We start from the raw sequence: 14,123 nt of genomic DNA, 5'->3' as shown, positions 1-14,123 counted from the left end.
ATTAAATTTATAAAATATTTTGAAATATACCGCTCCTATTTATATCTGACGGATGAAATCGGGTTGCGTAAAATTTATTAAATTTGCAACCTATGGGACAAATCCTCGCGATAGATTACGGAAAGGCAAGATGCGGACTGGCAGCTACAGACGATCTTCAGCTAATCGCTTCGGGATTGGAGACTGTGGCGACCCCAAAAATCCTGGATTACCTACAGAACTATCTGAAAATACACACGGTAGAGGCTATTGTGGTAGGACTTCCCACCGACCTGAAAGGCCAGCTTTCCGAGATAGAGCAGGAAATCCTTGGCTTTATAGAAAAATTTAAAACCATGTTCCCCACGGTACCCGTGTACCGGTTTGATGAAAGGTTTACCTCTAAAATGGCTTCATTTTATATTTCGCAAAGCGGAAAAACCAAGAAGAAAAGAGAGGAGAAAGGATTAATAGATAAAATAAGCGCCACCATTATTTTACAGAATTTTTTAGAACAGAAGAAATGATTTTACCAATACGCGCTTTTGGCGACGCAGTACTACGCAAACAATGCCAGGAAATCAGTAAAGATTACCCGGACCTGAAAGAACTGATTGAGAATATGTTCGATACCATGAACGCTGCCCACGGCATCGGGCTCGCAGCCCCGCAGGTAGGCCTGGATATCCGCCTTTTCATAGCCGATCTTTCGCCACTTGCCGATGATGAGGATTACGCAGATATTGCGCACGAACTGAAAGATTTTAAAAAAGTATTCATTAACGCACGCATCCTAGAAGAATCCGGCCAGGAGTGGAAGTTTAACGAAGGCTGCCTCTCAATCCCCAATGTACGCGAGGATGTGAAGCGAAAAGAAACCATCGTTATTGAATATTATGACGAAGATTTCGTAAAGCATACCGATACATTCTCCGACATGCGTGCCCGTGTAATACAACACGAATACGACCATATAGAGGGGATTTTGTTTACCGATCATCTCAGTTCGCTGAAGAAAAAACTGGTGAAAGGGCGCCTGATGAAAATTACCCAAGGCGATGTGGCCGTAAACTATAAGATGAGGTTCCCGAAATAGAATTAAGCATTAAACCGACAAAAAAACAGATAACTAAACTAAAAAAAATAAAAAAATGCAGTTAGAAAAAATAATTTCAATCTCTGGCAAACCGGGATTATACAAATTAATTTCGCAGTTGAAAAACGGCTTTATCGTTGAAGATGTTTTAACGAAGAAAAAACTCAGCATTGGGAATACCTCACAGGTCAGCCTACTTGATAATATCGCCATGTTCACTTTTGATAAAGAAGTCCCACTGTTTGATGTTTTCGAGAATATCGCTAAGAATTACGAGTATAAAGAAACCATTTCGCACAAATCCTCTGATGCCGAACTCCGTGCTTTCATGCTTACCGCACTCCCGGATTATGATACAGACCGTGTCTATGTTTCAGATATCAAAAAACTGGCGCAGTGGTATAACATCTTGAGCAAAGCTGGCTACATTACACCAGAAAGTTTCGTAAAAGCTGAAGAAACTACCGAAGAGAAACAGGAAGAGCCTATAGCCACTGAAAAAAAGGAAACTAAGAAAGCCGCTCCCAAAACTGAAAAAGCTGCCACGCCAAAAGTAAAAGCTACTGCAGCCAAAGCAGCACCTAAAAGCACTCCACGCAAGATGGGTTAATAAAATTGGTGTCTGTACACACAAGGCACTAACCTTGTCAGGTCCCGACCTTGGCAAGGTTTTTTTATTCCCGAATGCCCAAAAAACACATATATATTTGCAATGAATACCAAAGAACAGAAACTTGAAGCCTTCTCGCGCTTGCTTGATATCATGGATGACTTGCGCGAAAAATGCCCTTGGGATAAAAAGCAAACCCTGCAATCGCTGCGCCATCTAACGCTGGAGGAAGTCTATGAACTTTCAGACGCTTTACTACAGGAAGACCTGCCCGAAATTAAAAAAGAACTCGGCGATGTGCTGCTGCATCTGGTGTTTTACGCAAAAATTGGTTCTGAGAAAGAGAGTTTCGATATCGCGGATGTTATAAATTCCCTTAACGAAAAACTTATATTCCGGCATCCGCACATCTATGGCGATACCCATGTAAAAGATGAGGAAGAAGTGAAACAGAATTGGGAGAAACTGAAACTTAAAGAAGGTAACCGCTCCGTACTTTCCGGTGTCAGCAAAGGTACACCGAGTATCGTAAAAGCCTATCGCATACAGGAGAAAGTAAAAGGCATCGGTTTCGAGTTTCCGGATGCCGAGGAAGCCTGGAAAAAAGTTGAGGAAGAACTGCAAGAATTTCATACCGAAAAAGATCCTCAGAAGAAAGAAGGAGAACTTGGCGACCTTTTTTTCTCATTGATCAATTACGCCAGACTCACCGGCATCAATCCAGATTCTGCTTTGGAACGTACCAACCTGAAATTCATTAAACGTTTTCAGAAAATGGAGCAGCTCGCAAAAGAAGAAAAACGCGAACTGTCGGATATGTCACTCACCCAAATGGATGAATTATGGGAAAAAGCAAAGAAAGACGTGTTGTAATCATGAAAAGGAGGTTTCGGCATACCTTCCGAGAGTATGCAAGATCGTTTGTCGAAATCAAGCAGACGGAACGCAGATGGCATTTCCCGCTTTTAGCGGGGATTTGCGTAGGGCTTTGTGTGTTCACTGGCTGGCTTGTGGGTAAACCTTATTTCGGGAATATTGCCTGCATGGGCGCACTTACCATTCTGTATTTTACACACGCTTCACTTGAAAAACGGATTACACATTTAATATTTTGTGCGTTTGGGATGACGCTATCTTTCATCATTGGGCTTCTGTTCAGTTTTAACCCGTGGTTCAGTGCCCTTTCACTGGCATTTGTGGCTTTTCAGGCACATCTAATCACCTCTTATTTTGATATTCCGCCGCCGCGGAATTTCTTTTTTATCATGGCTTGCGCCGTTGCGACTAATATTGACCATAATCTTGGTCTGTTGCCCACGCACGTTGGGCTTTTCGCGATGGGCTCCATACTCGCTGTAGTTTTGGCGTTTTTATATTCCGTATATATCGCAAAGCATGTGGTGGATATCCCACGAATGACACCCCGGAAATCACGTTACACAAAAACCGTCGAAAGTATTATTCTTGCGGTTGCGCTGGGTGCGGCATTGCTGGTAGGTTATGCCGTGGACGAAGGCAGCCCTTACTGGATACCCGTCTCTGCGCTGGCCGTATTGCAGGGGAAGGACCTTACACACACATCACAGCGGAATTTGCACCGGATCTTCGGCACTTTTTTAGGGCTTGGGCTTACCTGGTTTATCTTCAGTACCCAACCTACAGCATTGGCATTGATATTTATCCTGGCTTCTCTGCAGTTCCTTACAGAAATGATGATCGTAAGAAATTATCTGCTGGCAGCCATCTTTATTACGCCGATGACGATCATTCTGGCCGAAACAGCAGGTGTGCAATATCTGGATATCGACACGCTGATGTATTCGCGCTTGGTGGATACCATTATCGGTAGCATGATAGGTTTTGCAGCGGGTCTATTCCTTCACAACAAAGATGTAATTGCTTTCCTGGAAAAGAAATTCAGAGGTACCAAGATATTGTTGAAGAAGATTTAGATTTTATGTGGTCAATATTAAAGAGACGCCGCGCATCACAAAGTGATGCGCGGCGTCTTTATCTTTAAGCGAATAAATATCAAAGTCCGAACTGGCGGGCGAAAAGATCTGGGAAAATCCCGAACGCTACCAAAGCTATAATGATAAATACTGCTACAATATTATAAGTTAACGGCACTCTTTCAGACGTCTTAAAACTGCTTTCTTTCGGGAAGAACATCGCCATAATCAGCCGCAGGTAGTAAGCGATTGAAATCGCAGAGCCTAAGATCGCAATAAGCACCAGGAATGGTGTCGACTTGATCGCCTGCGCAAAGATCGCGAACTTACCCATAAAACCTGCTGTCAATGGAATACCGGCCATCGATAGCATGCCTATGGCTGCGGTTACCGCCAATAAAGGTTCTGTCTGAGCAAGACCCCGGAACGCGTTGAATGAGGTTTCGCGCTTTAGTTTTTCCACCCAAATCAGGCACATCATGACACCAATAGTTGCCAATGAATAAGCAAATAGGTAGAATGCTAAATTATAGGCAGAAAGGCTGTTGAGACCGAAGAAAATAAGCGCAAGATAACCTACGTGTGATACAGAGGAGTAAGCCAGCATTCTTTTAGCGTTACTTTGGGCAAGTCCCATGGTATTCGCTAGGAATAACGTAATAATAATCAATACCCCGATAATATTAACCCAAGCACTGGTAATGCCTGAAAATCCTATTGTCATCACTTTAAAGAAAGCAAAGAACGCGGAAATCTTTACCACAGACATCATGAAAGTGGTGATTAATGAAGGTGACCCCTGGTAAACATCCGGGCTCCACATATGGAACGGCGCCATCGAAACTTTAAACGCCAAGGCAGCCAACATCAGCACTGCACCCGCGGCAAAAATGAAATCTTTAGGGTTATTTACCGAATATTCATGGATTTGGTACAGATCAAAACTGCTGGAGCTTCCATAAACCAACGCGATACCAAAAAGCAGGAATCCTGTTGCAAACGCGCCCATCAGAAAATATTTGATGGAGGCTTCATTGGAACGCAGGTCGGTCTTGTTACTTCCTGCCAGTACATATAACGGGATAGAAAGAATTTCTACACCAAGAAATAACGTCACCAAATTTTGAAAACCAAACAGTACAATCCCTCCGCACAAAGCGAAAAGCATCAGTGCATACAGTTCCGACTGATGGCTGCGGTGATTACTGAACGCAAAGCCGCCCAGGAAAAAAATCAGCAATGTTACCACCAATGCAACTTTCGTGAAAAGGGCTGCGTTGGCAGTATATTCAAACATCGATTTGTACTGGGCAAAAAAATCAGCCTCTGGTAAGAAACTTACATAGAATGCCACTAAAAGTCCCAGGATGCTGATGTATCTAGAGAATCTTCCTTGTTCATACACCCCAGCAAAAAGCGCTGCCACTGCGGTAAGGAATATAATTATTAGAACGCTCATTTAATTTAGATTTGAGATTTAAGCCGAAAAGTCAATTACATGAAGTCCCGAGCTTTGTTTTTCTTAATTATTTAATTTTTTAATTCAGCATAGAAGTAAAAATAAACTTCAGTGGGCTGCCCACCATTTCGATCACCGGCTGTGGGAAAAGTCCCAGCAGAATAACGAATACCGCTAAAGAGGCAAGCACCGAAAATTCTACCGCAGAAAGGTCTTCAGCGGAAGCCAACACGCGCTCGTCACCTTCCCCAAACATGGCTTTGCCATAGAAACGGAACAGATACACCGCCGAGAAAATCATGGTTAAACCTGCGATGACAGCGGCTAGTTTGTTAAGATCAAAAATGGATTTAATAAGGATAAATTCTCCAATGAAACCATTTGTTAAAGGTAAACCAACCGAACCCAGCAATATAATCATGAAAAGTACCGCAAATTTAGGAGCTACTTTCGCTAAACCACCCATCTGACGGATGTCGCGGGTTTTAAATCTTTTATATAGAATATCGGCACAGTAGAAAAGTCCCGTCACATTGATACCGTGGGCAAATGCCTGTATCAAAGCGCCTTCGCCCCCTTCAATCATTAGTGTACCTTCCATGGTAAGGATTGCGGAAGCCATAATACCTGCCACCATCAATCCTACGTGGGAGAGCGAAGAATAAGCGAGGATTCGTTTGGAATCGTTTTGTGCGATGGCAATCAGCGCACCGTGTACAATCCCTACAATCGCAAGTACGAGGACGATTTTACCTGAAATGCCCAACACAGGTTCTGGTGCCACCGGAAGCAAATATCTTAAGACGCCATATACTGCCATCTTCAGCATGATACCCGATAAGAGCATCGTACCTTGTGTCGGCGAGTAAGTATATGTATCGGACTGCCAGGAGTGGAATGGGAAAATCGGGAGTTTAACAGCAAACGCAAAGAAGATAAACCAGAAAACAACCGTCTGTTCGGTAGCGTTCAACTCAGCATTGTACATATCTGTAAGTGCAAACGAGGCGGAGTTGGTGTAAACGTAGATAAAACCCAACAACATAAACAGCGACCCTACAAAGGTGTAGACGAAGAACTTCGTGGTAAACTGTATTTTTTTATTCTCCTGCCCCCAAATTCCGGCGATTAACCAAATCGGTATCAGCGTTACTTCCCAGAAGATATAGAATAGAAGCCCATCCAACGCAGTGAAAACTCCGATAAGGCCAAACTGCATCAGCAGGATAAGACCATAAAACGTGTTTCTGTACCCAGGCTTCTCATTAAATGAAGACAAAATGATTAATGGGGTAAGGATGTTCGTAAGCAGCAAAAGCACCATACTCATGCCATCAATACCGAAATGCAGGTTACTTTTTATAAACTGAGACCACGGGTAATTAATCTCATACTGAAGAACACCATCTACAGTAGGCTTAAAATCAAACCCGGAAAGCATATAAAAGGTGAGGAACATTTGTGCAAATGCAAATCCCAGCGCCACCAGTTTACTTGCGGGATTCTTCCACGCGAACACTACTGCAGAACCTACCAGAGGCAATAGAAGGAATGTTAATAAGAGATACGACATTTACTATTGTAATAAAAAGTTAACAATTAAGATAATTCCGATAGCCAGAGACATGATGAGCACATAGTTCTCTACATTTCCGTTCTGAAGACGTTTCGCCGCTCGCCCGGAATCTTCGGCACCACTACCGATGAAATCAACAAATCTGTTTAGGACACCTTTGTCGAACATGTTGCCACCAACACCCAATCCTTCAATAAAACGCACGATGATCGCGTTATTCAATTCATCAAGATATAGTTTTCGGTTCGAGAGTCTTTCCCAGCCGGTATATTTTTCATCAGGCAAAGCCATTTTTTTCTTATTCACATAGATGTTTTTCACCACAAACCAAACCGTAAAGAACATGATGACGGTAAGGCTCAGCAAAATCATCTCTGTTCCGAAAGGTACAGTAGGCAAATCTGTATCGTACACATAAATATTGTTCAGCCATTCACCAAGGAAGGCATATTCACCATGGCCAATGAAATGTGGAAGGTTGATGAAACCACCGATGATTGACAAGGCTGCAAGAATGATGAGCGGGATTGTCATGGTTTTAGGACTTTCATGCAGGTGAGCTTTCTGCGCTTCAGTACCGCGAAATTCCCCATGGAAAGTAAGGTAGTACGCACGGAACATATAGATAGCCGTTAAAGTAGCTACGATGAACAGTACACCCCAAAGCAAGGGGTTGTTGCCATACACGCTGGTTAAGATTTCATCTTTTGAGATCATCCCCGAAAGGAACGGGAAGCCCGAAATCGCCAACGTACCGATAAGGAAGGTAATATGAGTTACAGGAATAATCTTTTTTAAACCTCCCATGAAACGCATATCCTGTTCACCACTCATGGCATGGATCACCGAGCCGGAACCAAGGAACAGCAATGCCTTGAAGAAAGCATGCGTCATCAGATGGAACATGGCAGTAGTATAAGCGCCAACACCCAATGCCACGAACATGAAGCCAAGCTGCGAAACAGTAGAGTAGGCCAGCACTTTCTTAATATCATTCTGTCGAAGACCGATAAATGCCGCTACTAAAGCCGTTAACAACCCGATGAAAAGGATCACCTCCATAGTGGATGGCGCCAGCGAGAATAAAAAGTTGGAACGTACCACCAAATAAATACCGGCGGTCACCATTGTTGCCGCGTGAATTAATGCAGACACCGGTGTTGGGCCAGCCATCGCATCTGGAAGCCACGTGAATAAAGGAACCTGGGCGGATTTACCTACCGCACCGATAAATAAACTGATGGTAATGAAGATAATGATCGGTGAGTCAAGCTCAAATTTTGATGAATTCTGTGCTACAGAAAGGAAATCTACCGCGTTGGTTTGGTAGGCAATCATCAGAATACCCATAATCATCCCAAGATCACCAATTCGGTTCATGATAAAAGCCTTTCTGGCGGCCGCGCCATATTCTTGGTTAGTGTACCAGAAACCAATTAACAGGTAAGAGCATAAGCCAACCCCTTCCCAACCGATGAATAAAATAAGATAGTTGCTGCCAAGTACAAGCAGTAACATCGAGAAGATGAATAAGTTAAGATAAGCAAAGAATTTATAAAAACCTTTGTCATGGCTCATATAACCGATAGAATAAAGATGGATAAGCGAACCGATGCCCGTAATAATCATCGTCATCATCAGTGATAGCTGGTCAACCTGAAAACTGAAGTTCACTTGTACACCATTTACCCGAAACCATTCGAAAGCACGTACAATAACAGGCTGAGAATCTGCTTCAAACTGGGCGAAAAGGCTTACAGCGATACAAAAAGCTGCGAATACCACCAGTGTCGCGATAGTGCCGACCACCATTTTTGGCATCTTCTTCCCGAAAAGTCCGTTCACAAGAAACCCGGCAAGTGGCAAAAGTATTAATGCGTAAATTAAATTTTCCATACTCTCCTTATCCTCTTAATTTATTAAAAATACTGATGTCCACAGATTTGGTGTTGCGGTACATCATAGCGATAATGGCCAGGCCAATGGCCACTTCGGCAGCCGCCACTACCATAATGAAAAACACGAGGATCTGCCCGTTACCATCTCCTTTATAGCTGGAGAATGCGGCCAGCATCAGGTTGACAGAGTTCAGCATCAGTTCCACACAACCCAGAATGATGATTGCGTTCTTGCGGATTAACACGCCCAAAACGCCCAGGCAGAAAAGTAGTGCGCTGAGAATTATAAAATACTCCAGCGGCACAGCCTGTATAAATGAATTTACTTCTCCCATAATATTTTTTATGACCTAAGATTTTTACTAAATTTTAGGAATAATGTTTTACAGATCTTTTTTACCGATAAGAACAGAGCCTACGATACCTGCCAGAATGAGGATAGAGGCCAGTTCAAACGGCAACACATATTCGTTGAATAACAAACGACCCAGATCTTTGGTTAAACCTACAGATGTATGCGCATCTGCACCATATGTAGTGGCGTTAAGACCTTTGAAAGCCCCTAAAATCCCGATTAGGAGAATCCCCGCCGCAAATACACCGATAAACTTGCTGATGTTTTGCTTTTTGCTTTCGTCAGCTTTATTCAGGTTCAGCATCATCAGGATGTAAAGGAAGAGCACCATGATGGCACCGGCATACACGATAATCTGTACAATCCCGAGGAACTGGGCGTTCAGCAGAATATACATGGCCGCAATCGAGAAAAACGTAACGATTAACGATAAAATAGCATACAGCGGATTACGTGCGAAAACAAAATAGAATGCGCTGGCAACAGCCAACAATGCTACAAGGAAAAATATAATCTGTTCCATCTATTTAACTGCTTTTTTTTGTCTTTCGCTTTGGCGGTCTGATACATCAATCCGCGCGTTGATTTTTTCCACAAGTTTATCTTTGCCGTACACAAAGCTGCCACGGTTCAGTTCCACATCTACCAAACGATCGGTAAGGTAAACCGCAGATTTCGGGCAAGCTTCTTCACAAAGACCACAGAAAATACAGCGCAGCATATTAATTTCATATACAGAAGCGTATTTTTCTTCGCGATAAAGGTGCTTTTCCTCTTTCGTACGTTCTGCAGCAGTCATCGTAATGGCTTCAGCAGGACATACCACGGCACAAAGTCCGCAGGCCGTACAACGCTCGCGACCTTCCTCATCACGTTTCAGTACATGCAGGCCGCGCCATACCTTAGCGCGTGGCTTTTGTACTTCAGGATAAGAATACACTTTTCCTTTAGAGCCTTGCAAGGCATGTTTCAGCGTAATGCCCATCCCTTTTATAATTCCTGGGAGGTATATTTTTTCCATAAAAGTCATCTCTTTGTTCGAGACTACTTTAGATCGGTTGGTAAGTTTCATATTTTTCTGGTTTTAAGCTAAAACTTTACTTTAGCAAGAAAACTTTATTTTTTTATTGTGCAAAAAAGATGATGACCGCGGCAGTTACAATTAAGTTCAGCAGGGCAAGCGGGATCAAACTTTTCCATCCTAAATGCATCAACTGGTCGTAACGGAATCTCGGGATCGTCCATCGGATCCACATAAAGATCAGGATTCCAATGATCACTTTAAACAGCATCGCCAGAATACTCAGGATACCCGCGGTATTTTCGCCCCAGTTTTCAGATACCCAGTTGATACCTGGATAATTGAAGCCACCGAAGAACAGCGTAGCGATTAAAGCGTTAGAAATAAACATGTTCACATATTCCCCAAACATATATTGCCCGAAGTTCATGGATGAATATTCTGTCATATAACCATTTACAAGCTCCGATTCACATTCGGGCAAATCGAATGGGTGACGGTTGGTTTCCGCAAGTGCCGCTACAAGGAAAATGATAAAAGCCAATGGTTGATAGAAGATGTTCCAGTTCATGCCATCGATTGGTATCAAACCCCAGATTTTGCCTTCCCCTTGGGAAGATGTAATCGCGTAAAGGTCTAAACTGCCCGCCATCAGAATGATGGATAACAGTGAAAGTCCCATCGCCAGTTCATAAGAAATCATCTGCGAAGAAGCACGGATCGCGCCGATTAATGAATACTTGTTGTTGGAAGCCCAGCCACCAATCATCATTCCGTAAACACCGATGGATACCATCCCGATAAGATACAGTACACCAATATCAATATTGGCTACCTGAATATCAAACGAAGTCCCGCCGATATTCAGACTTTTACCCCATGGGATTACCGCGCCGGTAATAAGTGAAACAAACATCGTAATCGCCGGCCCGAGGTAGAATAGAAAACGGTCGGCATTCTGAGGAATAAAACCCTCTTTAAAGAACAGTTTTCCGCCATCAGCCAATGGTTGCAAGATACCGAATGGCCCTGCACGGTTTGGTCCGATCCTGTCCTGAAGTGCGGCTGCCACTTTTCTTTCGCCCCAAGTAGAGTAGGCGGCAACTCCCATGGAGAGTGCGAAAAGTGAAACCACCAAAATGATCTTAAAGGTAATTAAATCCATAATATCTCTTCTTTGCTATGATAACGCAAGGGTTATATGATAACTAAATTATTTATTTTCGTCTTTTACACTGATTTCCTTTGCGTCTGCATTGTTCAGCAAATTAATCATGTTCTTAGGCTTTTCGTAATGGTTGAGTGAGATCACCGAATGACGGTCGATGTTTCTTGGCCCTTCGATAGACCAATATTTAAGGTCTTTGCGCTCAAACCGGCATTCGTTACAGATCCATTCCTCTACTTCATCGTACTGGTCCTTTCTGGCAGTTACACGGATGATCTCTTCTCCTTTCATCCACAATACCACTTTACCGGAACATTTTTCGCAGCTGCAAGACGCATTTACAGGTTTGGTAAACCATACACGCTGTGCGAATCGTGCAGTTCTGTCAGTCAAGGCGCCAACAGGGCAAACATCAATCACATTTCCTATGAAATCATTATCCAGGGCTTTGTTCAGATAAGTAGAGATTTCTGCTTTTTCACCACGGAAAAGGATTCCGTGCTCGCGCTCCTCGGTAAGTTGATTTGCGGTAAGTACACATCGTGCACACAGGATGCAGCGGTTCATGTGTAATTTTATATAAGGCCCGATGTCTTCAGAATCGAACGTTCTGCGGTCGAATTCGGTACGGGTACGCTCTAAACCGTGTTCGTAACCCAAATCTTGTAGGTGGCATTCCCCAGCCTGGTCACACACAGGGCAATCCAATGGGTGATTGATGAGTAAAAACTCGGTAACTGCATGGCGTGCCTCCTGTGTTTTTTCGGAGGTAAGGTTTTTTACTTCCATCCCGTCCATTACACCGGTTCGGCAACTTGCCACAAGTTTAGGCATAGGTCGGGGATCTGCTTCAGATCCCTTTGATACTTCTACCAGACAGGTGCGGCATCGGCCTCCGCTGTTTTCAAGTGGTTTATAGTAGCACATCGCGGGTGGTACAGAGCGGCCGCCGATCTGGCGGGCGGCTTCAAGGATAGAAGTGCCCGGCAATACTTCGGTGGTTTGCCCGTCGATGGTAATTTTAAATTTTTTAGTTTCTTCGCTCATAATGATCGCTTTTGGCAGTGTTAAATTGCCTTGTTAAACCGCCCCTTTCGGGATTTATTAGTTTGCCGGTACAGGTATAGGGTCTGCGTAATGTGCCAGGCCGTAGTTTCGGGTCAAAGCTTCCGGATTGTTGATGTGCCACTCGAATTCATCCCGGAAATGTCTGATTGCTGCTGCAACAGGCCACGCGGCTGCATCGCCAAGCGGACAGATGGTGTTCCCTTCAATCTTTCGCTGGATATCCCAAAGCAGATCAATATCTGCCATTGTTCCTTCACCGTTTTCAATTTTTTTAAGAATTCTGTACATCCACGGTGTGCCTTCGCGGCATGGTGTACATTGTCCACAACTTTCATGTGCGTAGAAGTGCGCAAGTGTCATGGTATGTTTTACGATACACTGGTCTTCATCCAAAACAATAAAGCCACCGGAACCCATCATGGTACCGGTTGCAAAACCACCGTCAGCCAATGATTCGTAGTTCATGTATCTGGGTTCGCCATTGATGGTTTTCAACAGCAGATTCGCTGGCACAACGGGTACCGAGCTTCCGCCAGGGATACAGGCTTTCAATCTTTTGCCGTTTGGTATGCCTCCGCAATATTCATCTGAATAAATGAATTCTTCTACCGTGATGGTCATGTCAATCTCATACACGCCAGGTTTGTTGATGTTTCCGCAAGCAGAGATTAATTTTGTACCTGTCGAGCGTCCTACACCAATCTTCGCATATTCGGCACCAGTGATATCGATGATAGGAACAACTGCGGCAATGGTTTCCACGTTGTTCACCACCGTTGGGGATTCCCAAAGACCTTTCACAGCCGGGAACGGCGGTTTCAGTCTCGGATTACCACGTTTACCTTCGAGTGACTCTAACAAAGCGGTTTCTTCACCACAGATATAGGCGCCAGCTCCGCGGTGCACGTATATTTCAAGGTCATAGCCTGTTCCTAGAATGTTTTTACCTAGGAAACCGGCTGTTTTGGCTTCATCAATCGCCTGTTCAAGAATGTCCGGTATCCAGGAGTATTCACCACGGATGTAGATGTAAGCGGTGTTTGCACCTAGCGCGAATGAAGAGATCAGCATCCCCTCAATCAGCAGATGTGGAATAAACTCCATCAGATAGCGGTCTTTGAAAGTACCTGGCTCGGATTCATCGGCATTTACTACCAGATACCGTGGGATGCCTTCTGGCTTTGCGAGGAAGCTCCATTTCATCCCGGTAGGAAATCCTGCGCCACCACGACCTCTGAGGCCAGAGGTTTTCACTTCTTCCACGATGGCATCGGGAGTCATTTTTAGCGCTTTTTCTGCCGCTTCGTAGCCACCCTGCTTCCGGTATACGTCGAAAAAACGTATGCCTTCGATATGTGCGTCTTTAAGTAAAAGTTTTTTACTCATTTCTTATAAAGTTAGTCTAAAGCAATGGCTCCCTGTCTGCAAAGTTCAAGGATTTCATCTACTTTTTCTATGGTTAGATTTTCGTGGTAAAATTTGCCAAGCTGCATCATGGGTGCGTATCCACAAGCGCCGAGACATTCCGCTGGTTTTAATGTAAATAGACCGTCGGCAGTAGTTTCACCATTCTTAATGTTTAGTTTTTCACGGATATGGCTTAGGATCTGATCGCTGCCCCTTACCATACAAGGGCCTGTTTGGCAGACTTCGAGTACGTATTTGCCTACCGGCTGCATATTGAACATGGTGTAGAAAGTAGCAACTTCATACACTTCAATAGGTTTGATATTCAGGATGCCGGCCACATAATCCATCACGGGAACATCTAGCCAGCCACCAAATTCTTTCTGTGCTAGATGGAGTACCGGGATGAGTGCAGATTTTTGTCGGCCTTCCGGATATCTGGCGATAATTTTTTGTACCTGCTTCAAGGTTTCAGGCTGAAAAGCTATGGTTTCGCTCATATTAAAGATTTTAGATTTTAGATTGTAGATTTTA

The 14,123-nt window shown here is 43.8% G+C and carries 15 protein-coding genes; 5 read left to right on the top strand and 10 right to left on the bottom strand.

All coding sequences use genetic code 11. The features are described 5' to 3' along the window. The first annotated feature begins 92 nt into the window (after positions 1-92). The 5 genes from ruvX to CO230_RS08495 all read left to right on the top strand — a co-directional run bounded on the left by ruvX (position 93) and on the right by CO230_RS08495 (position 3,637). Positions 93-506 carry a Holliday junction resolvase RuvX gene (gene ruvX, locus CO230_RS08515; protein ID WP_122028209.1) on the top strand — a complete coding sequence of 138 codons (414 nt, stop codon included), beginning with the start codon at positions 93-95 and terminating at the stop codon, positions 504-506. Then, on the top strand, positions 503-1,075 hold the full coding sequence (def, locus tag CO230_RS08510) for a peptide deformylase (protein ID WP_122028208.1): 573 nt from the start codon (positions 503-505) through the stop codon (positions 1,073-1,075). Before ruvX ends, def begins: the two co-directional genes overlap by 4 nt. Before the next feature lie 55 nt (positions 1,076-1,130). Continuing rightward, a complete protein-coding gene (locus CO230_RS08505) occupies positions 1,131-1,685 on the top strand; it encodes a DUF5606 domain-containing protein (RefSeq protein ID WP_122028207.1) in 555 nt (184 codons plus the stop codon). A gap of 102 nt (positions 1,686-1,787) precedes the next feature. Continuing rightward, the gene (gene mazG, locus CO230_RS08500) at positions 1,788-2,558 is read left to right on the top strand and encodes a nucleoside triphosphate pyrophosphohydrolase (RefSeq protein ID WP_122028206.1); all 771 of its coding nucleotides are present in this window, start codon (positions 1,788-1,790) and stop codon (positions 2,556-2,558) included. Then, positions 2,528-3,637, top strand: coding sequence for an FUSC family protein (locus tag CO230_RS08495; protein WP_122028205.1), 1,110 nt, complete (start codon positions 2,528-2,530; stop codon positions 3,635-3,637). Before mazG ends, CO230_RS08495 begins: the two co-directional genes overlap by 31 nt. 79 nt (positions 3,638-3,716) lie before the next feature. Here the strand turns inward: CO230_RS08495 and CO230_RS08490 are convergent, their stop codons facing one another. The 10 genes from CO230_RS08490 to nuoE all read right to left on the bottom strand — a co-directional run bounded on the left by CO230_RS08490 (position 3,717) and on the right by nuoE (position 14,089). Next, positions 3,717-5,096, bottom strand: a complete 1,380-nt coding sequence (locus CO230_RS08490) for an NADH-quinone oxidoreductase subunit N (protein WP_122028204.1) — start codon at positions 5,094-5,096, stop codon at positions 3,717-3,719. Between the two features lie 79 nt (positions 5,097-5,175). Then, entirely contained in the window at positions 5,176-6,669 is a 1,494-nt protein-coding gene (locus CO230_RS08485; RefSeq protein ID WP_122028203.1) for a NuoM family protein, read from the bottom strand. A 3-nt stretch (positions 6,670-6,672) separates the two neighbouring features. Then, entirely contained in the window at positions 6,673-8,568 is a 1,896-nt protein-coding gene (gene nuoL, locus CO230_RS08480; protein ID WP_122028202.1) for an NADH-quinone oxidoreductase subunit L, read from the bottom strand. A gap of 7 nt (positions 8,569-8,575) precedes the next feature. Then, a complete protein-coding gene (nuoK, locus tag CO230_RS08475) occupies positions 8,576-8,905 on the bottom strand; it encodes an NADH-quinone oxidoreductase subunit NuoK (RefSeq protein ID WP_122028201.1) in 330 nt (109 codons plus the stop codon). 48 nt (positions 8,906-8,953) lie between these two features. Beyond that, positions 8,954-9,448, bottom strand: coding sequence for an NADH-quinone oxidoreductase subunit J (locus CO230_RS08470; RefSeq protein ID WP_122028200.1), 495 nt, complete (start codon positions 9,446-9,448; stop codon positions 8,954-8,956). After that, positions 9,449-9,997, bottom strand: a complete 549-nt coding sequence (locus tag CO230_RS08465; protein ID WP_122028199.1) for a NuoI/complex I 23 kDa subunit family protein — start codon at positions 9,995-9,997, stop codon at positions 9,449-9,451. A gap of 52 nt (positions 9,998-10,049) precedes the next feature. After that, entirely contained in the window at positions 10,050-11,111 is a 1,062-nt protein-coding gene (gene nuoH / locus CO230_RS08460; protein ID WP_122028198.1) for an NADH-quinone oxidoreductase subunit NuoH, read from the bottom strand. Between the two features lie 48 nt (positions 11,112-11,159). Continuing rightward, positions 11,160-12,161, bottom strand: coding sequence for a 2Fe-2S iron-sulfur cluster-binding protein (locus CO230_RS08455; protein ID WP_122028197.1), 1,002 nt, complete (start codon positions 12,159-12,161; stop codon positions 11,160-11,162). 57 nt (positions 12,162-12,218) lie between these two features. Further along, positions 12,219-13,568 carry an NADH-quinone oxidoreductase subunit NuoF gene (gene nuoF / locus CO230_RS08450; protein WP_122028196.1) on the bottom strand — a complete coding sequence of 450 codons (1,350 nt, stop codon included), beginning with the start codon at positions 13,566-13,568 and terminating at the stop codon, positions 12,219-12,221. Between the two features lie 11 nt (positions 13,569-13,579). After that, positions 13,580-14,089, bottom strand: coding sequence for a complex I 24 kDa subunit family protein (gene nuoE / locus CO230_RS08445; protein ID WP_122028195.1), 510 nt, complete (start codon positions 14,087-14,089; stop codon positions 13,580-13,582). Positions 14,090-14,123: the final 34 nt, after the last annotated feature.

Origin of the sequence: Chryseobacterium sp. 6424, from assembly GCF_003692615.1 — a bacterium.
Taxonomy (GTDB): Bacteria; Bacteroidota; Bacteroidia; order Flavobacteriales; family Weeksellaceae; genus Kaistella.
This window is presented reverse-complemented; position numbering and strand designations above follow the sequence as displayed.